Here is a 26,273-nt window from a genome sequence, read left to right on the forward strand (position 1 = left end):
TTCAAAGCACTACCTGCCTGCGCTTTGCCGAATCTGAGCTGCGTACAATGGTAAGAGTGCAGACAACTCAAACGGTGCAACAGAGGGTGCTTCGGCGCTCTCTGTGGCCAGTTTTATCATCAGATCAACCGCACTCTGAGCTTCTTTTTCTGGGTCATGCAGGTCACTGTGATATAAAAACTCATCGCCAAATAACTCTGGGTACACTTGCCGGTTTGGTAGCACTGGGACACAGCCAAGGGCGACGGCTTCTAGTACGGCCAAGCCTTGAAATTCATGCAAGGCAGTGGATAAGACAATGTCAGCAGACGCTAAACAATCAAGGTAGTCTTGTCTGTTTTTAGCGAATCCAAATTGGCTGATTTGTGCTGAAAATGCCTGCTTAATTTGCTCAAACTCTTTGGGGATCGAACGAAACTGCTCACCTAAGATGGCGATTTCAAACGGCACATGACGAGCGCTTAATTCCTGAAGAATGGCGAGCAGACGATCTGGCCCTTTGTCGTATTCCCATCTGGCCGACCAGACTAAGCGCATCGGCGCCTGCCCTGCTCGCTTATCGATGTGAGGCTTTGTCATTAAAGTGGGGACAGAAACTGGAACCGGCACCACGCAGGCTTTTTCTTCGCTCACACTGAGCCAATCTGGCGACACATAATCCGGCAGTTTCTTAAGCAGGGCCCGCGCACCAGAGAAAAAAGAGTCTTTATTAAATTGACTGTTAAACACGCATTGATCCGCCGCCAACGCGCTGTACAAAGTCACCATTTGCATTTCGACTAAGCCTTGCTGTTTATCACTCGCTGGGTAGGCAAATTGATTTTCGTGAAAATACAGTAACCAAGGGATATTTTGTAGATCAGGGCAAAAGGCTTTTAATCCCACGCAATCTGTCATCGACGTGGCCATGATCAAATCATAAGGCTTTTCTAACAAGGGTTTGAACTTAGGGTCAAACGCAAAGCTCATGGCGTTGCCTCGAATACGCCAAGCAAAATGCCGCGGCGGCAATGCCATATAGGTCCAATCATGCTCCGGCAGGTTGCTCATCAATGCGTCGGCCCACGCTTTATGGCTGCTTGCTTCGTAAGCACTAATCAATAAAATTCGCACAAAATCCTCTTACTCATTAAGACCAACCCCTTCCTATTTCTTGGTTGATACTGGCTCATCGTTGTTGGGTCGAATATCATGTCCGTTATAACGGATTTGTCATCCTTGTTGTTACGCTCTTTTTCTTTTAATTAGACACTGACATTAGGTAAACCATGATTATTCAAAAACACGATCAGGATCTTAACACGCCGACAGGCACCATGCGTTGCACCGTGTATCGCCCCCAAGCCGACGGTCGCTTTCCTTGTATTTTCTTCTATTCTGAGATTTTCCAACAAACTGCCCCCATTGCCCGCTCTGCCGCCATTATGGCTGGCCATGGCTTTGTGGTTGTCGTACCTGAGGTGTTTCATGAGTTAAACCCGATTGGCACCGTGTTGGGTTACGACGACGAAGGGAAAGACAAAGGCAACGAGGACAAGTTTACCAAGACATTAGAAGCCCACGACACGGACACTGTCGCCATGTTGGATTACTTTACTCAACAGGAATACTGCACAGGGCAGTTTGGCTCCATGGGTGTGTGTTTAGGTGGACACCTAGCTTATCGTGCGGCGCTCAACCCTCGCATCCAAGCCAGTTTCTGTTTGTATGCAACAGACATCCATTCGAATACTATCCCTTGCGATGAAGGCAACGATTCTTTTACCCGCACGCAAGAGATCCAAGGCGAGTTAACCATGGTATGGGGCAAACAAGACCCTCATGTGCCTACGCAAGGTCGCCAGAAAATCTATCAGAAATTGCTTGATACAGATCGAAATTTTACTTGGTATGAAGTCAATGGTCAGCACGCGTTTATGCGCGACGAAGGGGATAGATACGACCCGGCTCTTGCCTTAGAGTGCTATACAAAAGCCGTGGCGCTGTTTCAAAAGACACTGCACAAGGCGTAATCTTTTAAGGTTTCAAGTATAAAGTGGTTGAGGTGAGCTTAATGCTCGCCTCGCCAAATTGGGGTTAAACTGCATTCGCCACGTTCACTAGACACCCACATTTCACTGTCTTGAATGGTTACATTCAGCTGCATAGAGCGAGCGCATAACGCGGACAATTTTTGCACTTCTGATTCTGCGAATTTTAAAATGCGCAGATTATTAAAGCGGCTCGTCTTGCCTTTGTTTTGTTCCCACCAAATATCAGACTTATCGTTATAGTTAACCACGATCACTTGCTGACCACGACCGCAGGCTTTGCGCAAACGTTTTTCGTCTGGCTGGCCTAACTCAACCCAGATCAACACTTCGTCGGAAAAGTTCTTTTGCCATAAATCTGGCTCATCTTCGGTGCTAATGCCTTTCGTGAAGCTCAGCTGTTCAGTGCCTTCTTTTTCATCGGCTAATAAGGCAAATGCGGCCAAGCGCACCATCATCCGCTCTTCTGTTTCTGATGGATGAAGTGCTAGGGTTAAATCGTAACTTTGGTAATGATTGCGGTCCATATCGGACACTTGTAAAGAAGCTTTGTATACGGTTGCTTTAGTCGCCATGTTGTTAAATCACTTACTGCGTAAAAGTGGTGGAAGCTGCGTTCATCTGGATAAGAAGAAACACACAGAAAATACGATGCGCGAATTGTACAGGAAAAGCCACCTGCGCTGAGAAATAAAACGCGCTTTACGCCAATAGTCTGCCATAAAAAAACGCAGCCTAGGCTGCGTTTTATCAGAATCGATCTGTTATTCCAAAGCGGCTGTTATTTCTCAGCGCGCCCTGCAAATTTGCGTTCTTCCACGTTTACCTTGATCTTATCACCAGTCGAAATATGCTCAGGCACTTGAATAATCGCACCCGTCGCTAGCTTCGCAGGCTTGTTTCGAGACGTAGCAGACGCGCCCTTGATAGAAGGGTCGGTTTCGATGACTTCTAGCTCAACGTTGGTCGGCAATTCCAAGGCAACAGGCGCATCATCAACCAAGACAATTTGAATGCCCGCAGTGGCTTCATTGATGAACAGCAATTCTTCTTCGATTGACGATTTGTTCAAGCTATAAGGTGTGTAATCTTCGTTGTCCATGAAAACGTATTCTTCGCCGTCGGCGTAAGAAAACATCACTGGGCGACGCACCAAATCAGCCAGATTCAACATTTCAGAATCTTTAAATGTTTCATCCACTTTGCGATCCGTCACAACATCGTACATACGCATGCGGTACAAGCTGCCACCTGCGCGGCCTTGTGGTACAGAACGTTCAATGTCTCGTACAATGTACGTTTTGCCGTCGTATTCGATGGCCATATTTTTTTTGATTTCACTAGCCTTTGGCATTTTCTACGTCCTAAACTGTCATGTTATTAAATAGGTAAGGTTTTATCCTTTTTGGCACCATGTTCATCACCTATTACAGTGCCCATCAATCGCCTTTTGAAACGATATTTTTCGCCGCTGATGCTAATCCAGTTGATCAAATACTGCTAGCAATAATTTGCCTTCTTGGCTCAGCGTATGCGCTAATACTGATTGTATTTTTTCGCACTGCCTTTGACTTTGTCTACTGGGTAATGACGCGCGTTTTTCTCAATTTTCTGCTCTGCCGCCGCCATTAAATCAATATTCAGTTTGTCCGCCAAACACACAGTAAAGAGCAGTACGTCTGCCAGCTCTTCTTTGACCGCTTGGGATTGTGCCGCGTCCAATTGATAAGACGCCTCTTCGGTCAACCAACGAAAACAATCCAACAACTCGGCCGTTTCACCAGCCAATGCCATAGAAAGGTTTTTAGGAGAGTGGAACTGATCCCACTCTCGCTCCTTGGCGAATTCACGCATAGCGACTTTCAGCGTTTCAAGAGAATCCATTATTCACTATCAACCTGCATGTACTTGCTATTCAGCACGTGATACACAGGATAAAGCACATCAGCGCCTAATATTTTGGCACGTTCAGGCGACCAACCCACCATTTCGTCAGGCAGGTTTTGGTTGTCTTTAAAAGGCATTTCAAGGGTAAGCGCTAAACAGCGATAGGTTTCACCAACCCACTTTGTCGCCACCGTTAAATTGGCCTCGCCAAACTGATCTGGCTCGTAACCAATCTCCGTTTGAAAATCTGGGCTAACCGCCAAAAACATGTCTTTGAACAGTGTTTCCATCGATTCCATACGCGCATCAAACGACGGCACGCCTTGGCAACCATCGACGAAATTCACTGGTAAGGCTTCGTCACCGTGAATGTCTAAAAACATGTCGACGCCCGTTTCGGCCATCTTAGTTTGCACTGCCAACACTTCTGGACTGAACTCTTTCGTCGGTTTTTTCCACTCACGATTCAAGTTCACGCCTTTTGAGTTCACGCGCAAATTACCATGCACTGCGCCGTCTGGGTTCATGTTCGGCACCACATAGAAGCGACACTTTTCGAGCAAGGCTCGCGACACAGGATGAGACTCATCAAATAAACGCTCTAACAAGCCCTCAATGAACCATTCTGCCATGGTTTCACCTGGGTGTTGGCGCGCGGTAATCCAAATATTTTTCGCCAGACCTTGGGTTTTGCTGATTTCCAACATGGTGATATCGCGCCCTTCGGCGGTTTCACCTAGATGGTGCGTAATACAGTCTTCATTGCTCGCCGCCCACGCCATCATGTCTAAATGACGCTCGTAGCTGTACGGTGCAAAGTACGCATAATAGACGCTGTCTTGCTCAGGCTGATGATTAATCACCAGCTTCCCATCTACGTATTCCGTTGGCACACGGAACCAATATTCTCTGTCATAAGAGGCAACGGCTTGGTAATCGACCCAGCCATCTGGGTAAGCGGCGTCATTGGCGTTCTCAAATTGAATCACGCAACTTTCGCCCATACCGCCTTGTAAGCGAAAATAAAACCATTGAAGAAATTTAGAGTTTGTATCATTAGGGATCTTTACTCTAATATTGTCCGGCTCCGAGGCTTCAATAACGGAGATGTTACCGCCATCAAACGCACTACTGATCTTGATTCGGCTGGTCATTCTTTATTCCTTAAAAATCAAACATTGGTTCTATTTATGGCAAGTTTACCTATATTCATGACGGCTGTCGCCAATTCATCTGACGAGCCCGCTTTTCCTCTTTTATTCACCTGGTCGACCCCTGAGGCCCAAGTAAAAGAAGTGTTGGTGATTCCTGATGATGAGTGGCTAGAAAACCACACTGTCGAGCAAAACGCTCTGGATCTCGATGAAAACCAACTGTATGAATTTGGCTTTGAAGCCAGTGATATTCTGGCAGAATGGACGAACGAATTCGATACTGACGTTATTTACGGTCTCGACCCTGACGAACTCAATACCTTGGTTGAAGCGACCTATGACACGAAAGGTTTAGACCCAAGCTTTGAAATCCACAGTATTCATTCTTGGTTCGAAGAACGCGACGTGTCTCTAACGGACGCTCTGGCTGAACAAGGCCAAACCACACCACTGCATTTATTACCGCCTGATGAAATCATCATTCAACTGCTGCAAATTGCCGTTGAATATGGCTTGATCGACGCGGCAGATATTCCAGAGCAAAGTGCAGAGTAAATAATATTGACACTTTTATAGCGCTGTAAAATGATGACTATAAGCACAAGAAACTGGTGTTGATAAGCTTTCCTATTTAGAGTCAGAAAGAGTACGTTTTTATTTAACCTGACTTTTCTGATTCTAAATGGAGTTCTTGTGAAAGACATTCTCCCAGATTTATGCGATCTCTATCCTGAGCACCTTCAGATCGCCGATCCTGTTTTCAAATCCTACGGCAAAAAAAGCCACTTCAATGGCGAAGTTGTCACTGTGTCTTGCTTTGAAGACAACAGCCGTGTGCGCGAGCTTGTCGGCACGCCAGGAAAAGGAAAAGTATTAGTCGTCGATGGTGGTGGCAGCGTACGCCGCGCCTTGTTGGGTGACATGTTGGCAGAAAAAGCCGCCAATAACGGCTGGGAAGGCATTGTCATATATGGCGCGATCCGTGATGTGGCCGCTCAATCTCAGGTCAATCTCGGTATTCACGCTCTTAACGCACACCCGATGCCGACAGAAAAGCGCGGTTTAGGCGAAGTGGGTAAAACCCTTAAATTTGCGGGTATCACGGTGCAACCAGGTGACCAAATCTATTGCGACCTTAATGGGATTGCCGTCGCTAAGCAACCTCTGGCCATGCCAAAAAACTAAACACACTCTAAATAAGGCATTCGTCAAAGCATATCGTATGCCTTTCTTCTACCATTCAAAACCCGCCAGCAAAACAGAACCTGTTGATTTATAACAGGCTTGTCGCAAATAAACGCCCTTCGCAATTGATTTTAGTCACACTATATTTAACTATTTCATCATGACCAACGTCTAAACGCTAATATGGTCCCTGCGTTTATAACACTGACGTCATTGTCTTATACGACGCCCTATTGTTTGCGTTTACTCAACTTTAGATTATAGTGCCATCGTAATATCCCATTAAGGAACATATAAAATAATATGATGTTAAAATCTTTGAAATTCCGTATTTATTTACTCGCCTTTCTGCCCTTTTTTGCCATCGCTATCGTCAGTGCTGTTATTCAGATGAGCACGCTGCAATCTATTACGAATGACGTGTCTGATCTAACCGAAAAATCCACTTTAGACATCGAGAAAACCCGTTTAGAGTCGGTATTAAACACCGCGCTCAGTATCGTACAAGATGATATAAACAAGCCTGGAAAAGAAGGCATGCAAGACGCCTTAAACGCCCTAAACAAGGTAAAGTTTGATAATGGACAAGGCTACCTGTATGCCTACGACACCAGCGGCGTACGCGTTATGCACGGCGCTGGCGCGCCACTAGGCGGTAATTTTTGGAATGCCAAAGACAAAAAAGGCCAATATTTTATCCAAGACATTGTCAATTCTGCAGTGAAAGGCGATGGCTTTAGTACTTTCTATTTCCCTAAGCCTGGCGCAAAAGAGGCGTCTGAGAAATTTGGTTACGCGGTGTATATTTCGAAATGGGATATCGTCGTCGGGTCCGGTTTTTACATCGACAGCACAGACAAGATCATCTCTGGCATTCAATCTTCTATTAATAACATTAAAGACAACAGTTTAATCAGCGCCCTATTGGTGTTAGCGGCGGTCTTTGTCGTGGTCATTTTCTGTGTTTTATTCTCTTCACGCAGTATTTTAACCCCTCTTTTCACCTTAGGCGCATCCGTTAAAGGACTCGCCTCAGGACAAGGTGATTTAACAAAAGCACTGCCCAGCAGCTCGATCGATATTTTGAACGACATCGCCAATGACTTTAATACCTTTTTGAGCTCCATGGCCACAGACATCAAAACACTTAAGCATTCCAGCGAAGAATTGCACACCATTTCGATGATGGCCAATCAACAACGCACTCAACGTGAGCAAGTCTCAGCCAAACAGATTGACGAAACCAACATGGTCGCCACCGCCGTGGAAGAAATGGCGTCTAACTCCATTCAAATTGCCGACATCGCAGAAAACACAAAACACTCGGCTGAAAATGTTGAAATGGAAATTCAAGAGGTTGTTAAACAAGTTCAATTCTCAAGTGAGCAATTGAATGAGCTAAGCCGCGTACTGACCAATGTTGAGCAATCCGTTAAAGTAGTCGGCGCAAATGTTGAAGAAATTAACAGCGCATTGGCCGTCATCGAAGGGATTTCTGAACAAACCAATCTATTAGCCCTGAACGCTGCCATTGAGGCCGCAAGAGCGGGCGAACAAGGTCGAGGCTTTGCGGTCGTTGCCGACGAAGTAAGAGGCCTTGCACAACGCACTCAGCACAGTACGGTCGAAATCAAAGACATCTTAGAAAAGCTGCAAACGAGCTCGGTTAAAACCATGGATGAGATGTATGGTTCAACTGAGCAGCGTAACAAGGTGGTGGAATCCATGGCCAAAATCAATGGCATTATTGATTCAAGCACAGACTCCATCAAAAACTTAACCTTGATGAACGTTCAGGTAGCAACGTCTGCCAATGAACAATCTCAAGTCGCCAACAGCATTGCGAAGAATATTTCTGGCATTGCCGAACTGGCCGAAAACATAGGAAGTGACTCTGCCAAAACAGCGGAGCAAATGAATAAGCTAGAACAACAAGCAGAAATGATTAAAAACATTACCGCTAAGTTCAACGCCTAGTAACCACTCGAATGAGAGTAAGGTACATCACCTTCTCTCATTCCTATTTAACCCATTAGGTCAAAAGATAACGTTCGAACTCTATGAGTGAAATCGGCTTGCTAAAAAAGAAACCTTGATACACGTCCACATTGAATTCTTTCAATAAATCAAACTGTTCTATATTTTCAACGCCTTCTGCCACCACATTGACGCCAAAATTGTTGGCAAGATCCACTATCGACTTCACCATTAACTTCACCTGTTCGTCTTCGGCAAAATCATTAATGAAGGAGCGATCTATCTTAATTTCATCAATCGGTAAACGGTGCAGATAATTTAATGACGAGTAGCCGGTGCCAAAATCATCCAAAGATATCGTAATACCATGAGACTTCAGCCTGTTCATTTTTTCAGTGGCGTCCTTAATGTCTTGCAGCAACACAGTTTCCGTCACTTCGACAATCAACTTACTCTTATCAATATCAAAAGAATTCACCGTCAACATAAAGTCGTCAACAAACTGACTTTGCCAAATTTGCTTTGCACTTAAATTCACAGAAATCGTCAGATGTTGAGTCTCTGAAGAGCGCTGCCAAAGAGACAGTTGCTCGCATACCCGCATCAGTACTTGCTTGCCAATTTTGACAATAAAGTTACTTTCTTCCGCTTGATCAATAAAGGCCGCAGGGTTCAACAAACCTCGTGTAGGGTGCTGCCAGCGCACTAACGCTTCGGCCCCAATCAAGGTTTCATCTCGGTTCAGTTTCGGCTGTAAATAGATCAGAAAATCCTGGTCCACGATAGACTGCCTAATGTCTTTAAGCAGCTGACTCGAATGGGTTAACTCATCTTTCATATCGATACCAAAGATCAGTGACTGCGACACCGATGTGGATTTTGCGCGATACAAAGCCAGGTCTGCCAATTGCAGTAATGAGCCCGTCGTCGTGTCTTGTCCATTGAATACAATGCCGCCCACACTGACAGAAATATCGTATTCTATGGACACATCATGGTGATCGTTTTGGATAAAAAAGGTCTTGGAAATCTCGATCATCAGCTCATTTGCGTATCGCTGTGCTTCGAAAATGGCTTTGTCTTCGTCGCTATCCACCAAGGGATAAATAATGACAAACTCGTCACCCCCAAAGCGCGAAATAACCATATCACTAGAGCCTTTATCAATCAGACGAGACGCCACCAGAGTCAACAACTTATCCCCCATATGATGACCATAACTGTCATTTAGGAGTTTAAAGCGGTCTAGATCTAAAAATAACACCGCACTGTATTGGCCTTTTTGCACACTTAACTGAATGACTTCATCCAGCTCAACCTCTAACTGAGTTCGGTTAACAAGGCCTGTTAAGCTGTCGTAATACGCGAGACGTTCAATTTTCTGCTGATTCAACTTTTCCGTCGTAATGTCTAAAATGATGCCCACTAACCAAATCGGATCACCATTTTCATCCACCTCAGCCACTCGACCACGGTCCCATACCCAGATGACTTTTCCGTCGGGGCGCTTCATACGGAACTCAATATTGTAAGGTTGGCTTTTGGTTAACAACAAATCCAGCGCTTGACCCACCTTCGCTTTATCTTCCTGCACAATACAGGCTTCAAACTCAATAAAGGTTTCTCGGCTCGACTCAATACCAATGATGTTTTCCCAGCGCTTATTATGCAGTACCTGGTTGGTTTGAATGTTCCATTCCCATAACCCTTCCTCGGAAACATCTAGTACATGTTCAAGACGTTTTTGGTTTCTATCCGCCCCTTCTTTAAGGCGGGCGATATCGGTTATGTCTTTAGCAAAAATAGCAATCTTGCAATTATTTTGGGTGTCTTTAAAGGGAATTTTGGTTGAACTAAAATGACGAACCTCGCCGGTGTTCGTGTCCATTGACGATTCATAAACCACTTCTTTTTCAAAACGGTCCATAATGTCTTGAGCACTTTTTAAGAAGAAATCGGCCTGTTCCCTATTTTTAGTAAAAAAATAGTCGTCTTTTCCAACCATCTGTTCTGGGGTACTTTGGTATAAATAAGCGACTTTTTCATTACAGAAAACAAAATTACCTTGGTAGTCTTTCACTCCCACCACGTCGTCCATCGAATGGAAAATATTGGTCATTACCTGAAGGTTTTTCTTAAACAATCGATGCAATAAAATAGAGGTGAGCACATTGCTGCCAAAAACAACGGCGATAATTGAAATCGTTATTTTTGTACTGAATAGTGGAGCAGGAGGGTAAAAAATAAAAAATAAAATTAAGCCGGTTAAGCTCGCTACAATTGGCATTAACACGGTTTTTACACTGCTATAGCCCGTTACGTTATGCATCTAAAATTTCCTTATAGACGAATTTGTTTATCTAACAAGAACACGTTTAGAATAAACACGGCACTCTCTGTGGTTGCATCACGCAAATGCCTCAGCTTTTACATCTACTATCAAAAAACTGCCTGTTATATTGAGAATATAAGAAAACACTAGCTTATAAATATAGGACTTATGTAACTCTTTGATAAAAACATGTATCAAGCACGGCTATTTCTCTGCCCAGAACAAGTAAAACTAATCTTTTGAAAACAATGATTTTACCCACCAAAAGACGCTATATATTCTAGTCGATAGCAGATAAAAAAGCCGCCTCTTTCATGAAAAGAAGACGGCTTTAGCAAACACTTATGATTTAAAAAAACAGACAGTGTTTTACAAATTTTGTCGATTACGCATTCTTTAAGCGCTTACCTAGCTGATTACCAAACACACCACCTGCAACCATCACGACCAGAAAGATCCAACCAGATAATGAGAAATTGGCAATCGGTGTATACAAGGCACCCACATTACAGCCATTCGCAAAACGTGTACCTAGCCCCATTGCCAAACCGGCAATAACCAACATAACGGCTTCACGACCGCCTAATCGTAGGCGCGACATACCACTGAAGAAGCGACCAGCCAGCAACAATGAAATCACCGAGCCCAACATAATACCGATATTCTGAACATTAATTGGGTGGCTAAAGAAAGGCATAGTAAAGGCTTGTACAGGGCGATGCGTAAATGCCGCAATGTTCATTGGGTCCATGCCGACAACAATCAATAAGCGACCAAACCAAAGACCAAATGGCGTAGAAGCCCCCCAACCAGCGCCGGTCACGCCCATCATAAGAGTAAACAACACCACAATGACGGCGACACCTGTTGTCATCGACCAACGACGCACGAAGAGCGCATGATATGTCTCGCGACTAAAGAAAGGATGCGCGGCCAAATCATGGGGTGTGTTTTCTAACTGTTCTTTCTCAGACGCCACTCCAATAAAAGTATCTTGGCGACGACGACCACGTTCATAGCGATGAGCAAACCAAGTCACGATACCCGCAAACAAAACCGTCAGTAAGATAGCACCGAGATAGCCATCCATTGGTGTACCGGCAAACAAATCCGGTAAATACACACCCTTACCTTCATACGTCGCCGTCGAAATCCAACTTTCGCGAATCCAGTTTTCTTGAGCCTGCAACGGAAAACCAAGAAAGACTCCCATACCAAAGCTAAACAAAACCAAGGCAGGACGAGTCAAACTGCTTGAGAAATACGTTAATACTCCAGAAGCGCAACAGCCCGCAAACGACATACCAAAACCAAACATTAAACCGCCAACAATCAAACCGGCGTTAATTGGGTTTACCCACAAGTTCATATCATGGGGATCTTGGTTATACAGAAAGGCCACAGAAGCAACGGCAGTCGCAGCAAACATCAGCATCAATGCACGCATTAATTTAGTAGAACCGGCCCGATAAGCACGGTTTACACTGCCAGCAAAGCCCAGCGCAGAACGCGTCAATGCATAGCCCAAGCCAAGACCGATCACCAAACGAAAGAAGATCATTGAGTCTAGCGCAATGCCACCCAAGGCCAATACCAGGCCAAGCAACACAAAACCGCTTAGATGTTCTTTAGCATTCATGAATTATTCCAAATTAAGGTTAAAAAATGTCTAATCATCAAGACATTAGAAAAATACAGGGGGGTGGATTTTAAAGCAGTGGTAATCGACTGCAAGAAAGTATTCATAACATAATGGAATATCGTTATTGCTTTAAGGGCTTAGCTAAAAGTCCTTTCTAGAGACCCAATGCCCAACTCAATATGTTGTATAAACACACCCTGCCAGCACCCAGTTCCGCTAACGGTTTATTATGTGTCACTGATGTTGATACACAAATGTAACTTAAGGGTTATACACTGCTTTTTTTAACACCCTACTGTTCACGCGCTACTAAGGAAAAACACCATGATACCCAAAACACTCATGCTGCCATTTTTGTCGTTACTTCTACTCATCTCCTCTTTGGTTAACGCTAACGAGTTAGAAGTAGGTAGCATTACCACTGTGACACTGGGTGAGTTGCACCCAACTCAACCTGCTATAGGGTACGATCAGGTCTATTACAAATTAGGACGATTTCAAGCGGACCCTAAGAAACAATTTGATGAAATCTGTGAGGCAAATGGCCAAAAAGGTGTCTCACATTTTAATACCGGCTCTATGCCAAACATTCCTAGCAGCTTTCAATGTGATGAGGCCGTGGGCACAGAAAAGCAAGCCATGAAGACCATAGTGATTGCACCCAATGGCCAATATTATCTTACCGATGGGCACCATACTTTTAACGCCTTCTGGCAGATGCGTAATGGCGGCAAGCAATTTAAGGTCAAGGTCGTTGTTGCCAAAGATTACCGTGCATTGCCCACCATGACAGCATTTTGGAAAGCCATGGTGAAAGACGGCAATACTTGGCTACAAAACAGCACAGGGCACACTATTACTTATCAGCAGCTGCCGACGTCTCTGGGCATGGCTAATTTTGAAAATGATAAATACCGCTCTGTGATGTACTACTCCCGTAATGTGGGCTGGGACAAACCTAAAAATCCCGTGCCCTTTCTTGAGTTCTATTGGTCTAAGGAAGTTCGCAAAGGCATTGATCTAAATCGTTATGACTTAACTTCCGCCAAAGGGTACCGCCAAGCCATCACAGACGTCAGCCATTACCTTTTAAATATGAAGAGCGACAATATTGGTGGCTCAGGAAAAACAGCCAAAGAAATGGGACAGTTTGAGTCATTTAACCAAAAAGTCCTGACCAAACTCTTTAATGCTAAAAAAGGGAAAGTCACTTATATGCTGGCATATAAAAACAGCCTATAAGATAAATCATCAGCGCCCTAAAAACCTTGATCAACCGCTAAAGAAGGATCAAGGTTTTTAGCCCCCCACCCCATACGAACAAGGGTAAAAACGCCCTTACAATCGGATAAACCGCTGTTCGTAAAAGCCTTTTTTTAGTACTCTCTGCGCTCTTCAACCAATAAGTTAGCTGCCTCACAATGTTTAATGCTTTTATTTTATTCATTCTTGTTCTGCTCATCAGTCCATTTCAATCCGCTTTTGCCGCACAAGATTTTAACCTCATCAAAGCCCAAGCCAAGCTCTCCGATGACACCTACCTTGAAGCCGCAACGCTTGAGCAACGACTGCAAGAGCAAAACCAGCAGCTCGTGCATCAATCTTTGATCCCTGCGTCCCAAGTGAGTTATTTTTTAAGCACCGCCAATGGCGTTCAGACCATTGCTGTGCGCGGCACCGCCAACCTACAAAATGCCATGGTGGATTTAACCGTTTCCTTGCAACCAGATCCGGTGCTGGACATTAAACTGCACCAAGGTTTTGCGTCCGCGGCGAGAGCCATTTACAGCAACATGAAGCCTTATCTAAACAAAGACCAACCCATTCATATTACCGGACACAGTTTAGGCGGCGCCATTGCCGTGATATTGGGCATGTACTTGCAAAAAGATGGTTATCCAGTGGCTCAGATCATTACGTTTGGGCAACCTAAGGTCACCAATGTGACTGGGGCAAAAAAATTCGATGATTTACCACTTATCCGCGTCGTCACCCTACACGACATTGTTCCTCTTGTTCCCCCTATTAGCCCATTACAAATCAAAGATTTGGATATTTTCTGGCACATGGGCAAAGAAGTCATACTCATGGGCAACAAGCAATACGCCGAAACCAGTGGTGTCAAAAGTGCGCTAAGAGCAACCAAGTTCACCACATCCATCCCTAACGAACAAAACCTCAACGCCCATAAAATGACGACCTACCTCGGTCTAATTAATGGTTTGCTGGAAAGCCCAGTCGAAGTACCTTATAAAACCGACATTAGTTTGTTTGGGTTTTCCTTCGATTAAAAATCGTCATTCAGCGACAAAGCACTCTTTGTGCTGATTTTGCCCATAAAAAAAGAGCCAGTAACAGGTTACTTGGCTCTTTTTTAAACACCCATCGCCCAATACCTTAGGCAACCACCACAATCACACCTTATAAGCGCAAACCAATAGGCAAGCTCTCACCGACTAAAGCAGTAAGCTCATCGTTATTGATTTCAATTTGACTGTTAAGGCGTGCTAACCATTGCGCCGGGCATTTGTCTTTGAGTAGTTTTTTCGCAATTTTATGTCGATATGCTTTGAGCTTATCCGACTCTTCCAGACTCACCTGAGCCATGAGCACCGCGGCAAGGCCTGCTTGCTTGCGTTTTTTCCAATCTTCTTTAAGCACCACATCCAATATTGGGTAAAGCGTGTCTTCAGGAATTCGCAGAGCTTGCTCACCACACAATAAGTGACGCGATGCAATGCGCCCTAGCGTCCACCAAGCGGTATCCGGCTCTGAAGATTTAGACAGGCGTTTTAACAACCAATCGATCGTCATCATTTTATCCGCCTGCTCTAGTTTCTCCAGCGCCCCCACAAGACGGATTAGATCGTCACTGGAGCGTGTCGTTAACGCCTTCATTTTTTCACGAGAGCGTTGACCTGAAGGTGAATAGAACTGACTAAATTGCTTAAACAGTACCGTTTGTTGCTCAAAAGACAAGCCACCAGCAATACGACGATACAGAGTCCAGTATTGCCCCCATACTGCCGCGGCATCGTGCTGCGTGCCTGCTTTGGTGATATTGATCACCTGCTGCACACGGGCAAGATCGTCCTCAGCGCCATAGCCTGGTCGTAAGCAATACCCCATAAGCTGTAGCCATTGACGCTCGTGCTGGGCGCTTTTCATACGCCCTGATTTCAAACTGAGCAGTTTGTCGACCAAACGTCGTGACGTTGCCAAATTCCAATCGTCTCGATTGCCCAGCATGGCATCCAAATCTTGTTTTAAGGCCTTCACCAAATCGGGGGCTTGCTTTTGGCCTGCGCTAGAAAAACACTTAGTCAAATGCTCTTCCGCTTGCCCCATATTGGCGTGCAGTAAACCAGCCTGATCTTGCTCTTTTTGGTCTGCTGAGGTTTGTCCTGACGCGGCTTTCGTCGACTCTTTAATAGAAAAGTCTAAATGCCATTGATCGCGCTGATTCGTCGCTTTCAAAGTCACTTGCAAGACCCCAACTTCCGTCATTTGTACTGCGACATTGACCGCTGTTTCTGTTGCATCAACGGAGGCATCCAACTCAGTCGATAAGGTAGAAATGTAGTGCAAACCAGTCTGCTCGCGCACCTGCCCCACCACACAATCAATGTGATCATCCGAGCGGTACAGAGGAAATTGTACTTGCTGCCCTAAGGTGACAAAAAAGTCTTGTTCTAGGGTGAGGGTTTCCCCTTTTAAAGTGCCTTTTGGCAAGATACCAACAAACTGCTCGTCACCGACTTTAAGGAATAAGCCATGAGCCACGCCGCTTTCAATCCGCGTGCTTTCGCCCGCTAACGCACTGAGATATAAGGCGGCGCCTTTTGCTACCGCATCATTAGGCTCGTCCGCCGCGCAGGCCAGTATCGGTGTTTCAGACCAGGTGTTTAATTGCGCCAACAGTTGTGCCTTTAACAAAGGGCTGTTAAATAAGCCACCGTTAAACAACACAGCGTCTGGCATGGTGCTGCCCGTGGCACGTAAAATGGCCTCTTGATGGGTGGTTAAAAAGGCCGCAAGATGACGCGTAAAGGCAGGGTCTGATTCATAAGGCAAGCCAAGCGTATGCATTGCATAGTCGCTTTTTTGCACCTTGGTGTCGGGGTCTATTAAAGGAAAAAATCCTGTGCGAACTTGCTCCAATAACGCATCCCGTGACACGGAAAATTTCTGTGAGCCGCCAATCAAACGGCTGCCACCACCCAATACCGTAATGTTCACACTGTCGGGAGAAGCCTCGCTCAGGAGTGTCTCTTTCGCTTGACGAGTTTGCTGCACTAAGGCCGCTAAACGGGTCGCAGACAGAGCCGATATTTGTTTTGGGTCAAGCTGAAACGCTAACGCTTGATCCAAGTTATCGCCCCCTAATAACAGGTGCTCACCAACCGCCACTCGCTTCAGTGAGACACTTTTCTTTTCACTAGAAGCCGGTTGAATAGACACCAAACTAAAATCGCTGGTGCCGCCGCCAATGTCCACTACGAGCAACATTTTTTTGCTGGCGAGCGCCGCCAATTTTTCATCATCACTAATGTAGTGATAACAGGCCGCTTGCGGCTCTTCGAGAAGATAAAGGTCTTCTAGTCCTGCGTTTTTTGCCGCTTCAAGCGTTAACGCACGGGCTTCTTCATCAAACGACGCCGGTAACGTGAGTGCGACGCTTTGCTTCTCAAGCGGGGCATTGGGGAAACGATGATTCCAGCTTTGCTTAATGTGCATAAGCAAGGCTTGACTGGCGTCCAGAGGGCTCATTTTTTTGGCAAATTCGCTGGCCCAAGGAAGAATCGCAGAACGCCGATCCACTTGGCGGTGACTCAACCAGCTTTTCGCACTTTGCACCAACTGCCCAGCACGGCGTTGGCCGAGTGCTAATGCACCGACCCCCACAATGCGCGTTTTGTCACCATTACGCCAAGGCAATACCGGGTCCAACTTTTCATCCGCCGCCAACAAATAAATGGCGCTGGGCAAGTAGATAAACTCTTGCACCGAACCATCCGCCATCACTTGTGGAATCGGCAATAGAGTCGGTTCACTGCCTTCGTTCGATAAGTAAGAAACAACGCTGTTGGTTGTTCCTAAATCAATGCCTACTCGAAAAGCTGACTCTGGCATTACGCCTCCCTAACTTGAAACTCAATCGTCCAATGTAGGTCTGATTTCGTATCGTGCGCTTGCAACAGCAACAACCCGAGTTCAGTCACCCGAGCAGTCAAATACACACGAACCATCTCGCCTTCTTGGTAGTGCCCTGCATCTAGCTGCACACTAATAGGATTCAGCTCGGTCAATTGGGCCAAGGCAAACGAAGAAATCACTTTTCCTACGGAATCGACCTGACTGTCTTGAGACTGGAAGAAACGAAAGGTCACCGATTCGCCAACCACCAAGGAAAATTCGTTGGGTAACATTTGCTCTTCAGAGCCTTCTTCTAACCCAAACGGCGCCACACAAACGGCGTCAACCGGTGGTGCCATGCCTGGAATCGCGGGCATTGGGCTCGCCACACCAATGTAATAATTCGCCGCCAAGCCACTTTTCACTTTTACGCCGCCTTCGGCTTGCACCACAGCGTAATACGTTGCTCCTTTCGCAACGGCGTGATCCAGGTGCGATGGCGTCAACATGGTCATGTCAACATCGCCCAACATGGCACGCAGGCGCGTTTCAATGGTGGTTCGAATTAAACCGGCGTTAAACACACCACCATTCAGCAAAATTTTCGTTGGCTTAGCCTGATGTTGGGCTAAAAACTCACTAATATGACGCGTAATGGCAGGATCACTTTCGTAATCCAAGTTGATCGTACTGATGCCGCTTCGTGGGGCTTTCTGAGCCTGCTCACCAAACGCCACTTCAGGGAAAAAGCCTTGCAACAAAAGCTGCTGAACGTCGCCTTGAGTCAAGGTCGCTTTAATGCTGTTATTAAACAAACTGCGACCACGACTTGGAACGACAACACTCACGTCGGCCAAATCCGCATTCGACAACAAGCGCTCTTTCGCCTCACGACACGCTTGCGTCAGACCTGAAATCTGCCAATGCTCTAACGTTGTACCGTTTTGTGCAAGCTGTCCAGCTAGGTGATAGGTCAATGCCATGTCCATGTTGTCGCCACCCAATAGGATATGACGACCCACAGCAACACGCTCCAAACCGAGTACGCCCTCTTGCTCAACCGCTTGGATCAAAGACAAGTCTGTTGTACCACCGCCCACATCCACAACCAGGATATGTTCGTTCACGTCAAGTGCATCCGTCCAAGACGCTTGATCTGCCAGCCAAGCGTAAAACGCCGCTAATGGCTCTTCAATCAAACGGGCTCGCAACCCGATGCGCTCCGCCGCTTGTTCGGTGATAGTACGCGCCGCCGGATCAAATGAGGCAGGCACAGTAATCACCACTTCTTGATCCTGTATCGGCGCATCAGGAAACGCCACTGTCCATGCGTTCACCAAATGAGAGAGCAAGGTTTCAGTGACCGCTGCGGGCGAGATTTTTGCTACCTCTTCCAGCGCATCGATTGGCAAAACAGCTTCGTCTGCGCCCACTCGAGAGTGGCACAACCAGCTTTTAGCACTTTGCACCAAACGACCAGACGATTTGGCACCCAACTCTCTCGCAAGTTGCCCGACAATCGCATCGGCTTTGCCCCACGGCAATTGCATATCACTTTCTAAAAACTCTGTGGCATGGGGGAAATACACAAAAGAAGGCAACAGTGGACGTTCTGCCACTTGCCCTGCCGCGGTGAACTGCGCAATAGGCAACTGTTTAATGTCTGCCGCGCCATTTTCAGTGTTGGCTGCAGAATAAAAGACAGCCGAATGCGTGGTACCTAGGTCGATACCAATAAAATAATCGCTCATGACTATACCTCGATTTCTGCGGGCGCTAGGATGGTTAAGTTATCGGTGGAGCTGACTTTAGGGAGCTGTGTGCTCGTCACTTTCCAACCTGGATGAATCAAGGTACCGGCATAAGGACCGACGCCCTCAACACGACCTTCTAGCTTAATTTGCTTGGCATCGTAGTCTGCTGGCACCTCAATGCGGCTGTTTTCTGGCGCACTGTTCACCACATCAATGGTGAAGTGCTGCTTGATCACTTTCGCACAACCTGCATGAATTTGGCGTGCAGCAGCACCCACATCCGCGTCGTCGTAACCATCGATACTTTCTTGAATAAAGTCGATAAAACGCGCCTCATGTTGCAACAGTTGCAGCAATTGATGCGCCCCATCTTCATTGACTGTGTCCAGGACTGGTGCCGCCACTTCAACTTCACGAATGACTTCAATTTCTTTGGTTATTACCTTTGGCTCCGCCTCAAAAGCCAATACTTCGCCTTTGCCTACTGCGGAACAACGGGCCGCGTAATCGCCGCTGCCCATGTATTTGAAAAACTGTCCAAACGCGCCAAAAAAGCGCGGAATAAAAGACATTGATGTAATTTTCTGGCTCATAACTTACCCATTCTGCATTTCTTCTAACTCAAGCCAACGCTCCATGGTCGTCTCAAGTTCTTGTTCTTTCGCGGCCACTTTGGCTAAGGTTTTTTGAACCTGTTTAGCGTCGCCGGCATAAAAATCTGCTGCACTCGTAATTTGATGCAAAGCCGCAATGTCATGCTCTAATGCCGCAATCGTTTCTGGCATAAGATCAAATTCACGCTGTATTTTATAACTCAGCTTTGACTTAGGCTTTGCGGTTACGACCGTCTCCGCGGCTTTCTTCACTTCAATTTTAGCGGGCTTAGTCTCGTTAGTTTGAGACGTCGATTCGGTTGGGAACTTACCCCCTTGACGAATCCAATCTTGGTAGCCACCTACGTATTCACGCACGCGACCTTCCCCTTCAAACGCAATCACACTGGTCACTACGCTGTCCAAGAACGCACGGTCATGGCTTACTAACAGCAAGGTGCCGTCGTAGTTCAGCAACAATTCTTCCAATAACTCCAAGGTTTCCACATCGAGGTCATTGGTAGGCTCATCCATCACCAACAGGTTGGCAGGCTTGGTAAACAGCTTGGCAAGCAACACACGGTTTCGCTCACCACCAGACAAGGCTTTGACTGGCGTACGGGCACGCTCTGGTGGGAATAAGAAATCACCAAGGTAGCCAATGACGTGTTTGTTCTGGCCATTGATTTCGATGGTTTCTTTGCCTTCCCCTACGTTTTCAGCAACGGTTTGCTCAGGGTCAAGCTGTTCACGAAGCTGGTCAAAATAAGCAACGTTAAGCTTAGTACCTTGGCGAACGGTACCTGAATCCGCTTGCAAATCACCCAAGAGGATTTTTAAGAAGGTACTTTTACCACAACCATTGGGGCCGATAAGGCCAATACGGTCACCGCGATTCACTATCAAGTCCATTGGCTGAAGAATCACTTTGTCTTCGAACGAGTGAGCCACTTGAGTGAACTCTGCCACCAATTTGCCTGAGCTTTCTTTGGTCTCAATGGCCATTTTGGCGTTGCCTTGACGATTAATCCGTTCTGAACGCTCAACACGCAACGCTTTCAAAGCGCGCACACGGCCTTCGTTACGAGTACGGCGGGCTTTGATACCTTGACGAATCCAAACTTCTTCTTCAGCAAGGCGCTTATCAAACAAGGCATTGGCACGTTCTTCTTCTTCCAACATCTTTTCTTTAAAGACAAGGAATTCATTAATGTTGCCACTAAAGGAAATCAAGTTACCACGGTCTAACTCAATAATACGGTTCGCTAATTTTTCTAGGAAACGACGGTCATGGGTAATAAATAAGATCAACCCACGAAATTGCTGAAGCTGTTGCTCCATCCATTCGATGGTCGGCACATCCAAATGGTTTGTCGGCTCATCAAGCAGCAATACATCTGGGTTTGATACCAATGCTTGCGCCAAAATAACACGACGACGCCAGCCACCAGACAATTCAGACATGAGCTTTTCAGCCGGCAGCTTCAAGCGTTGAATCATGTGATTTACGCGTTGTTCAAGATCCCAACCTTGGATCTTATCCAGCTCACTTTGAATGTCGCCTAACTCATTAGAATGATCGTTTTCGAAATCTTCCAACAAGGCAAAGTAACGTTTCATTAGGTCATGGGCTTTACCAGCGCCTTCACTGACCACTTCACGAACCGTCTTATTGTTGGCATCAGGAAGCTCTTGAGGAAGCTGGGCAATGCGCATTCCTCCCTCCAAACGAACCACACCTTCATCGGCGACTTGTTCACCTGAAATGATTTTTAAGAGCGTTGATTTACCCGCGCCATTGCGCCCGATAATAGCAACACGTTCCCCTGCTTCTGCAGCGAAACTGATTTTTGACAGCAGCGGATTATGCCCGAATGCAACACTGACCTGTTCTAAAGACAATAGACTCATATCTATCCAAATAAAAAAGAGAGTAAATTTTGTGGGCGTATAATATCACCCTTCCTAACGAAGGTTTAGCGAAACCAAGAAGTGACAATCTAAAAATTGACAATTAGCCACCAATAAAAAGAGAAAACCGCCGCTGAAAGCGACCCGATACAACATTCATCAAAGAAATATGCTTATATAAGCAAATCAAGATCATTTAATAACGTGTTTTTTGTGCATATAATTGACGCAAAACTTAAAATAATAAAAACAAGCAAAATGCATCAAGGAGCGGTTAATGGAGCTTAAAAGCAAAATAGGCCCAGTGGTTGCCATCACGATCACCATTGCGGCGGTCTTATGGGTATACGCTGGCGGGCACGGCATTACCGCAGCACAACACAGCAGCGCAGAGAGCAGCAGCAACACAACAGCCAAGGCTAACAACACTGCCTCAAAAAGCGCAGATGAGGCGCCAGAAAAGAACACCAATCAAACCTCACTCAGTACGCAAAAATACAGTGTTCAAGCTAACACAATCCACGCCCAAAACATTGCTTTACAGCTGGCGATATCCGGCCAAACCGTGGCAGACAAAACCCTCACTTTAACCAATAGCTATAAAGGAAAAGTGGTTAAGCTTTACGTTAAAAAAGGGGATTTCCTAAAAAAAGGCGCGCCAATTTTACAAATTGACACTCGCGTTCTGCAAGCCCAGATAGCAGAGACAAAATCCCTTACCAAACAAAGAAGCATCGAGTTGAAGGGATTAACAAAACTCAAAGACATCAACCTCACCTCGAACGTTCGTCTAGCGGAAGCCGAAACCAACTTAGCCACTGCCCTTAGCACTGCAAAATCGCTAGCCATTAATTTAGAAAATGCCACTGTAACCGCCCCCTTCTCTGGTGTTCTCAACACCCTAGACATAGAAGAAGGTCAGATGCTCAGCGACGACACCCCAATAGGCTCACTCGTTTCGTTAAACCCACTGCATATCCAAGTCCCCATTCCACAAAATAAGATCCACCACATTCACCAAGGAACCCTCGGCCAAGTCCACTTAGCCACAGGGCTTGAAACCACTGGCGAAGTGTCTTACATCAGTCGCCAAGCCAACCCAGAAAGCCGTACAATTAATGTTGAGCTACTGGTGAACAACCCAAATCATGCTATTCCCTCCGGCTTAACCGCCGATGTCGATTTTTCCCTCGGGCAACAAAAAGCACAGGCTTTTTCTCCAGCCCTACTAACGCTTGACGACAACGGCCATACCGCCGTCAAAATATTAGATGAACAGCATAAGGTCGTGTCTCTTCCTGTCACCATTGTGAAATCGGAACGAGACAAAGTGTGGGTACTAGGGCTACCAGATACCGTCAACCTGATCACTGTTGGCCAGGGCTTTGTGGCCGCTGGCGATACCGTTGACGCTCATTATTAGGGAAAATAGTTTATGCAAACACTCATTGAAGCGGCGCTTGCCCGCTCTCGGACGGTATTATTACTCTTTACTCTGGTCCTGATTGCTGGTGCGGTGTCTTACATTGAAATAGCAAAAGAAAGCACGCCTGATATCACCATCCCTATGGCATACGTGTCTGTCACCTTAGATGGCATTTCACCAGAAGACGCCGATAGCTTATTAGTCCATCCGCTGGAGCAAGAGCTAAAAGGGCTAGACGATCTAAAAAAAATCAGCTCAACCGCGTCTGAAAATCACGCCTCTATCATCTTAGAGTTCAATCAGGGAACCAACATTGATCAGGCGATCATAGACACTCAAGAAAAAGTCAATCGCGCCAAAAGCGAACTGCCTGATGACGCTGACGAGCCCACGGTAACAGAAATCAACTTATCGACTTTCCCCGTACTGCGGATTAATTTATCCGGCAATGTGGGGTTCTCCACCTTAAGTCGCGTGGCCAATGATTTACAGGATCAAATTGAAGGCACCAAGGGCGTATTAGAAGCGCAGATCAGTGGCGACAGAGAGCAACAAGCACAAATTATCATCCGCCCTGAACAGCTCAACAGCTACCATTTAAACCTCTCTGATGTGGCGAACTTTGTTTCAGGCAACAACCAACTGGTCGCGGCGGGCAACCTAGACACAGGCGCGGGACGCTTTCCACTCAAAGTGCCAGGGCTATTAAAAACAAAAGAAGACATTCTAAACTTGCCGATTAAGGTCGATGGCGACAACGTTGTTAAATTAGGCGATATAGCCAGTGGCGAACTGACCTTTGAAGACCCCAGTAGTTACGCCAGAGTGGATGGCAAAAACAGCATATCACTCGCGGTTTCTAAACGGGTGGGTGCCAACATCATTGACACCCTAGATGCGGTCAAAGCTCTGGTTAAGAAAAACAGTGAACAATGGCCCGAAGGCATCGAGTATAGCCTGTCTCAAGACGAATCCAGCAATATAAAAACCTCTCTAAACGATCTGTTTAACAATGTGTTAACCGCCACTTTATTAGTCATGATCGTCATTGTATGGGCGCTCGGCATCCGCAGCGCCATCCTGGTCGGGCTGGCAATCCCTGGGGCGTTTCTCGCCGGCATTTTGCTGCTCAACATTCAAGGTTACACCATTAACATGGTGGTGCTTTTCGCCCTTATTTTAAGCGTTGGCATGTTGGTTGATGGCGCCATTGTGGTCACCGAATACGCCGACCGAAAACTCGCCGAAGGCGCAAACAAAAAAGACGCTTACAGCGAAGCCGCCAAGCGCATGGCATGGCCCATCATAGCCTCTACCGCGACCACACTGGCGGTCTTTATGCCATTGCTCTTTTGGCCTGATATTGTCGGCGAATTTATGCGCTACCTACCCATCACAGTGATTGCGACACTGTGTGCTTCGCTGGTGATGGCGCTCATTGTTCTGCCGACACTTGGCTCCCTAATTGGTAAAAAAGGCAGTTACAGCAACAACACCCTGATGTCACTGCGGATCGCAGAAAACGGCGATTTAAGCAAACTCAAAGGCCTTTCTGGTTGGTACAGCCGCGTACTCACTCGCCTGGTGGAAATACCTATCTGGGTACTGCTGTTTGTTGTTTCATTACTCATTGGCGTTCAAGTCATCTATGGCCTTTACGGCAAAGGCGTGGAGTTTTTCCCTAATATTGAGCCTGACGTTGCCAACCTTGAAATTCACGCCCGTGGCAACCTGTCGCTTAAGGAAAAAGATGCGCTCGTCCACAAGGTGGAAAATCTCCTCGTTGGCAACCCGAATCTAAAAACCCTCATAGCAACAACCTTTGATAGCCCAGGAAACACAGACGCAGCAGACAGCATAGGCAAAATTTCCATGGAGTTTATTGATTGGTCTCAACGTGAGCCAGCCAATGAAATACTCAAGCAAATTCGCCAGAAAACTGCTCAAATCCCTGGCATACTGGTTACCACAGAAGTGCAACAGGACGGCCCTCAATCGGGCGCAGACATTCAATTAGAACTCAGCTCCGATTACAGCCAACCTCTAAATGAAGCGGCGGATTTAATCTCTCAGCAACTGAGGTCACAAAGCAGCATTATTTCCGTGGAAGACGATCGTTCATTGCCAGGCATTGAATGGCGAATCGAAGTGGATCGCGCCAAAGCCAGTCGCTATGGTGTCGATATGAACACCCTAGGCAATGTGGTCAAACTGGTGAGCAACGGATTAATTCTCAGCGACTTCTTACCAGAAGGCGCCGACGACAAGATCGACATAGTCCTGCGTTATCCGGTCAATCAGCGTAGCCTAGAGCAGCTTGATCAGTTGCAGATCCCTTCTTCTCAAGGGCCGATTCCCGCCAGCAACTTTATTCACCGTTACGCCGGCCCCAAACAAGGGGTAATTAATCGAACGGATGGCAAAAAAACCATCACCATTGATGCCAACGTTCAAGATGGCGTGGTGGTCAACAATGTGATCAATCAAATCAAAGCGCAGCTGGATTCTGAGCTGCCTAATATGGTTTCTTACCAGTTCCGAGGCAATACGGAGAACCAACAAAAATCCACCGACTTTTTAATGAAAGCCTTCTTTGTCGCGTTCTTTATTATGGCGATCATTTTAGTGACTCAGTTTAATAATTTCTTCCAGTGCATATTGATCCTGAGCGCGGTTATCTTCTCCACGATCGGCGTGTTTATTGGCTTGATGCTAAAAGGTCAGCCATTTGGCGTGGTGATGAGCGGCGTTGGGGTGATTGCGTTGGCGGGCATAGTCGTCAACAACAACATTGTCCTGATCGACACTTTTAACACCCTAAGAGCCCAAGGTATGAAAGTGCGTGAGGCGGCGATTCGCACCGGAGTACAGCGTTTACGCCCCGTCATGCTGACCACCATCACCACCATTCTAGGCTTGGTGCCTATGGTGTTCCAACTGAACGTGGACCTGATCCACCAATCCATCAGCGTCGGTGCGCCTTCGGCTCAATGGTGGACACAACTATCTACCGCCATTGCCGGTGGGCTCACTTTTGCCACGCCGTTAACGCTTATTTTAACCCCTTGTTTGTTAGTGCTCGGTTATCGCCGTGCAGAACGCAAGCAAGAAGCCCAAGACCAAGCAGACAAACTGGCCTCAATAGAAAGCTAACCATTGGAATTTCCCCCATAGACAAGTTTCTATGAATGAAAGTCCAGACATAAAAAAACGGAATCGCCCGTTGGCCGATTCCGTTTTTTAGCG

The 26,273-nt window shown here is 46.3% G+C and carries 19 protein-coding genes; 8 read left to right on the top strand and 11 right to left on the bottom strand.

Annotated features, from left to right (window positions below):
- Window positions 1-9: 9 nt before the first annotated feature.
- Window positions 10-1,113: a DUF3524 domain-containing protein gene (locus ACIGBN_RS11230; RefSeq protein ID WP_396665476.1), complete on the bottom strand. Its 1,104-nt coding sequence runs from the start codon at window positions 1,111-1,113 to the stop codon at window positions 10-12.
- Between the two features lie 155 nt (window positions 1,114-1,268).
- Between ACIGBN_RS11230 and ACIGBN_RS11235 the strand changes: the two genes are divergently transcribed.
- Entirely contained in the window at window positions 1,269-2,012 is a 744-nt protein-coding gene (locus ACIGBN_RS11235) for a dienelactone hydrolase family protein (protein WP_396665478.1), read from the top strand.
- Between the two features lie 38 nt (window positions 2,013-2,050).
- Here ACIGBN_RS11235 and ACIGBN_RS11240 read toward each other — a convergent pair whose 3' ends face one another.
- From ACIGBN_RS11240 to ACIGBN_RS11255, 4 genes are all read right to left on the bottom strand, one after another.
- A complete protein-coding gene (locus ACIGBN_RS11240) occupies window positions 2,051-2,605 on the bottom strand; it encodes a YaeQ family protein (protein WP_133003718.1) in 555 nt (184 codons plus the stop codon).
- Window positions 2,606-2,811: 206 nt separating this feature from the next.
- Window positions 2,812-3,384 carry an elongation factor P-like protein YeiP gene (gene yeiP, locus ACIGBN_RS11245; protein WP_133003719.1) on the bottom strand — a complete coding sequence of 191 codons (573 nt, stop codon included), beginning with the start codon at window positions 3,382-3,384 and terminating at the stop codon, window positions 2,812-2,814.
- A gap of 182 nt (window positions 3,385-3,566) precedes the next feature.
- On the bottom strand, window positions 3,567-3,914 hold the full coding sequence (locus tag ACIGBN_RS11250; RefSeq protein ID WP_396665481.1) for a nucleotide pyrophosphohydrolase: 348 nt from the start codon (window positions 3,912-3,914) through the stop codon (window positions 3,567-3,569).
- Window positions 3,914-5,071, bottom strand: coding sequence for a M14-type cytosolic carboxypeptidase (locus tag ACIGBN_RS11255; protein WP_341564761.1), 1,158 nt, complete (start codon window positions 5,069-5,071; stop codon window positions 3,914-3,916). Before ACIGBN_RS11255 ends, ACIGBN_RS11250 begins: the two co-directional genes overlap by 1 nt.
- Window positions 5,072-5,107: 36 nt before the next feature.
- Between ACIGBN_RS11255 and ACIGBN_RS11260 the strand changes: the two genes are divergently transcribed.
- The 3 genes from ACIGBN_RS11260 to ACIGBN_RS11270 all read left to right on the top strand — a co-directional run bounded on the left by ACIGBN_RS11260 (window position 5,108) and on the right by ACIGBN_RS11270 (window position 8,233).
- Entirely contained in the window at window positions 5,108-5,626 is a 519-nt protein-coding gene (locus tag ACIGBN_RS11260) for a hypothetical protein (protein WP_133003722.1), read from the top strand.
- A 138-nt stretch (window positions 5,627-5,764) separates the two neighbouring features.
- Window positions 5,765-6,256, top strand: coding sequence for a putative 4-hydroxy-4-methyl-2-oxoglutarate aldolase (locus ACIGBN_RS11265; protein ID WP_133003723.1), 492 nt, complete (start codon window positions 5,765-5,767; stop codon window positions 6,254-6,256).
- A 303-nt stretch (window positions 6,257-6,559) separates the two neighbouring features.
- Window positions 6,560-8,233, top strand: coding sequence for a methyl-accepting chemotaxis protein (locus tag ACIGBN_RS11270; protein WP_133003724.1), 1,674 nt, complete (start codon window positions 6,560-6,562; stop codon window positions 8,231-8,233).
- 55 nt (window positions 8,234-8,288) lie between these two features.
- On the opposite strand, the gene ACIGBN_RS11275 is transcribed toward ACIGBN_RS11270, so the two are convergent.
- The gene (locus ACIGBN_RS11275) at window positions 8,289-10,562 is read right to left on the bottom strand and encodes an EAL domain-containing protein (RefSeq protein ID WP_396665484.1); all 2,274 of its coding nucleotides are present in this window, start codon (window positions 10,560-10,562) and stop codon (window positions 8,289-8,291) included.
- A gap of 388 nt (window positions 10,563-10,950) precedes the next feature.
- The gene (locus tag ACIGBN_RS11280) at window positions 10,951-12,204 is read right to left on the bottom strand and encodes a YeeE/YedE family protein (RefSeq protein ID WP_396665486.1); all 1,254 of its coding nucleotides are present in this window, start codon (window positions 12,202-12,204) and stop codon (window positions 10,951-10,953) included.
- Window positions 12,205-12,531: 327 nt separating this feature from the next.
- Between ACIGBN_RS11280 and ACIGBN_RS11285 the strand changes: the two genes are divergently transcribed.
- On the top strand, window positions 12,532-13,449 hold the full coding sequence (locus tag ACIGBN_RS11285) for a ParB/Srx family N-terminal domain-containing protein (RefSeq protein ID WP_396665488.1): 918 nt from the start codon (window positions 12,532-12,534) through the stop codon (window positions 13,447-13,449).
- Between the two features lie 179 nt (window positions 13,450-13,628).
- A complete protein-coding gene (locus tag ACIGBN_RS11290; RefSeq protein WP_133003728.1) occupies window positions 13,629-14,498 on the top strand; it encodes a thioesterase domain-containing protein in 870 nt (289 codons plus the stop codon).
- Between the two features lie 130 nt (window positions 14,499-14,628).
- Here the strand turns inward: ACIGBN_RS11290 and ACIGBN_RS11295 are convergent, their stop codons facing one another.
- The 4 genes from ACIGBN_RS11295 to ACIGBN_RS11310 are packed head-to-tail and all read right to left on the bottom strand — an operon-like array spanning window position 14,629 to window position 21,601.
- Entirely contained in the window at window positions 14,629-17,340 is a 2,712-nt protein-coding gene (locus tag ACIGBN_RS11295; protein ID WP_396665490.1) for an Hsp70 family protein, read from the bottom strand.
- Entirely contained in the window at window positions 17,340-19,094 is a 1,755-nt protein-coding gene (locus ACIGBN_RS11300) for an Hsp70 family protein (protein WP_396665492.1), read from the bottom strand. Before ACIGBN_RS11300 ends, ACIGBN_RS11295 begins: the two co-directional genes overlap by 1 nt.
- Before the next feature lie 2 nt (window positions 19,095-19,096).
- Window positions 19,097-19,690: a DUF2760 domain-containing protein gene (locus ACIGBN_RS11305; protein WP_133003731.1), complete on the bottom strand. Its 594-nt coding sequence runs from the start codon at window positions 19,688-19,690 to the stop codon at window positions 19,097-19,099.
- Between the two features lie 3 nt (window positions 19,691-19,693).
- A complete protein-coding gene (locus tag ACIGBN_RS11310) occupies window positions 19,694-21,601 on the bottom strand; it encodes an ATP-binding cassette domain-containing protein (RefSeq protein ID WP_133003732.1) in 1,908 nt (635 codons plus the stop codon).
- Between the two features lie 277 nt (window positions 21,602-21,878).
- On the opposite strand from ACIGBN_RS11310, the gene ACIGBN_RS11315 reads away from it, so the two are divergent.
- Both ACIGBN_RS11315 and ACIGBN_RS11320 read left to right on the top strand, forming a co-directional pair.
- Window positions 21,879-23,024 carry an efflux RND transporter periplasmic adaptor subunit gene (locus tag ACIGBN_RS11315; RefSeq protein ID WP_396665495.1) on the top strand — a complete coding sequence of 382 codons (1,146 nt, stop codon included), beginning with the start codon at window positions 21,879-21,881 and terminating at the stop codon, window positions 23,022-23,024.
- A 12-nt stretch (window positions 23,025-23,036) separates the two neighbouring features.
- Window positions 23,037-26,180, top strand: coding sequence for an efflux RND transporter permease subunit (locus tag ACIGBN_RS11320; protein ID WP_396665497.1), 3,144 nt, complete (start codon window positions 23,037-23,039; stop codon window positions 26,178-26,180).
- Window positions 26,181-26,273 lie beyond the last annotated feature (93 nt).

Source organism: Marinomonas sp. NPDC078689 (assembly GCF_044542435.1).
Taxonomy (GTDB): Bacteria; Pseudomonadota; Gammaproteobacteria; order Pseudomonadales; family Marinomonadaceae; genus Marinomonas; species Marinomonas arenicola.

What these genes read in the sequence shown, in the direction of transcription:
- ACIGBN_RS11295 (WP_396665490.1), bottom strand. Translation starts at nt 17,340, where the DNA reads ATGCCAGAGTCAGCTTTTCGAGTAGGCATTGATTTAGGAACAACCAAC.
- ACIGBN_RS11310 (WP_133003732.1), bottom strand. Translation starts at nt 21,601, where the DNA reads ATGAGTCTATTGTCTTTAGAACAGGTCAGTGTTGCATTCGGGCATAAT.
- ACIGBN_RS11290 (WP_133003728.1), top strand. Translation starts at nt 13,629, where the DNA reads ATGTTTAATGCTTTTATTTTATTCATTCTTGTTCTGCTCATCAGTCCA.
- ACIGBN_RS11305 (WP_133003731.1), bottom strand. Translation starts at nt 19,690, where the DNA reads ATGAGCCAGAAAATTACATCAATGTCTTTTATTCCGCGCTTTTTTGGC.
- ACIGBN_RS11235 (WP_396665478.1), top strand. Translation starts at nt 1,269, where the DNA reads ATGATTATTCAAAAACACGATCAGGATCTTAACACGCCGACAGGCACC.
- ACIGBN_RS11250 (WP_396665481.1), bottom strand. Translation starts at nt 3,914, where the DNA reads ATGGATTCTCTTGAAACGCTGAAAGTCGCTATGCGTGAATTCGCCAAG.
- ACIGBN_RS11315 (WP_396665495.1), top strand. Translation starts at nt 21,879, where the DNA reads ATGGAGCTTAAAAGCAAAATAGGCCCAGTGGTTGCCATCACGATCACC.
- ACIGBN_RS11270 (WP_133003724.1), top strand. Translation starts at nt 6,560, where the DNA reads ATGATGTTAAAATCTTTGAAATTCCGTATTTATTTACTCGCCTTTCTG.
- ACIGBN_RS11285 (WP_396665488.1), top strand. Translation starts at nt 12,532, where the DNA reads ATGATACCCAAAACACTCATGCTGCCATTTTTGTCGTTACTTCTACTC.
- ACIGBN_RS11300 (WP_396665492.1), bottom strand. Translation starts at nt 19,094, where the DNA reads ATGAGCGATTATTTTATTGGTATCGACCTAGGTACCACGCATTCGGCT.
- yeiP (WP_133003719.1), bottom strand. Translation starts at nt 3,384, where the DNA reads ATGCCAAAGGCTAGTGAAATCAAAAAAAATATGGCCATCGAATACGAC.
- ACIGBN_RS11260 (WP_133003722.1), top strand. Translation starts at nt 5,108, where the DNA reads ATGGCAAGTTTACCTATATTCATGACGGCTGTCGCCAATTCATCTGAC.
- ACIGBN_RS11320 (WP_396665497.1), top strand. Translation starts at nt 23,037, where the DNA reads ATGCAAACACTCATTGAAGCGGCGCTTGCCCGCTCTCGGACGGTATTA.
- ACIGBN_RS11275 (WP_396665484.1), bottom strand. Translation starts at nt 10,562, where the DNA reads ATGCATAACGTAACGGGCTATAGCAGTGTAAAAACCGTGTTAATGCCA.
- ACIGBN_RS11240 (WP_133003718.1), bottom strand. Translation starts at nt 2,605, where the DNA reads ATGGCGACTAAAGCAACCGTATACAAAGCTTCTTTACAAGTGTCCGAT.
- ACIGBN_RS11280 (WP_396665486.1), bottom strand. Translation starts at nt 12,204, where the DNA reads ATGAATGCTAAAGAACATCTAAGCGGTTTTGTGTTGCTTGGCCTGGTA.
- ACIGBN_RS11255 (WP_341564761.1), bottom strand. Translation starts at nt 5,071, where the DNA reads ATGACCAGCCGAATCAAGATCAGTAGTGCGTTTGATGGCGGTAACATC.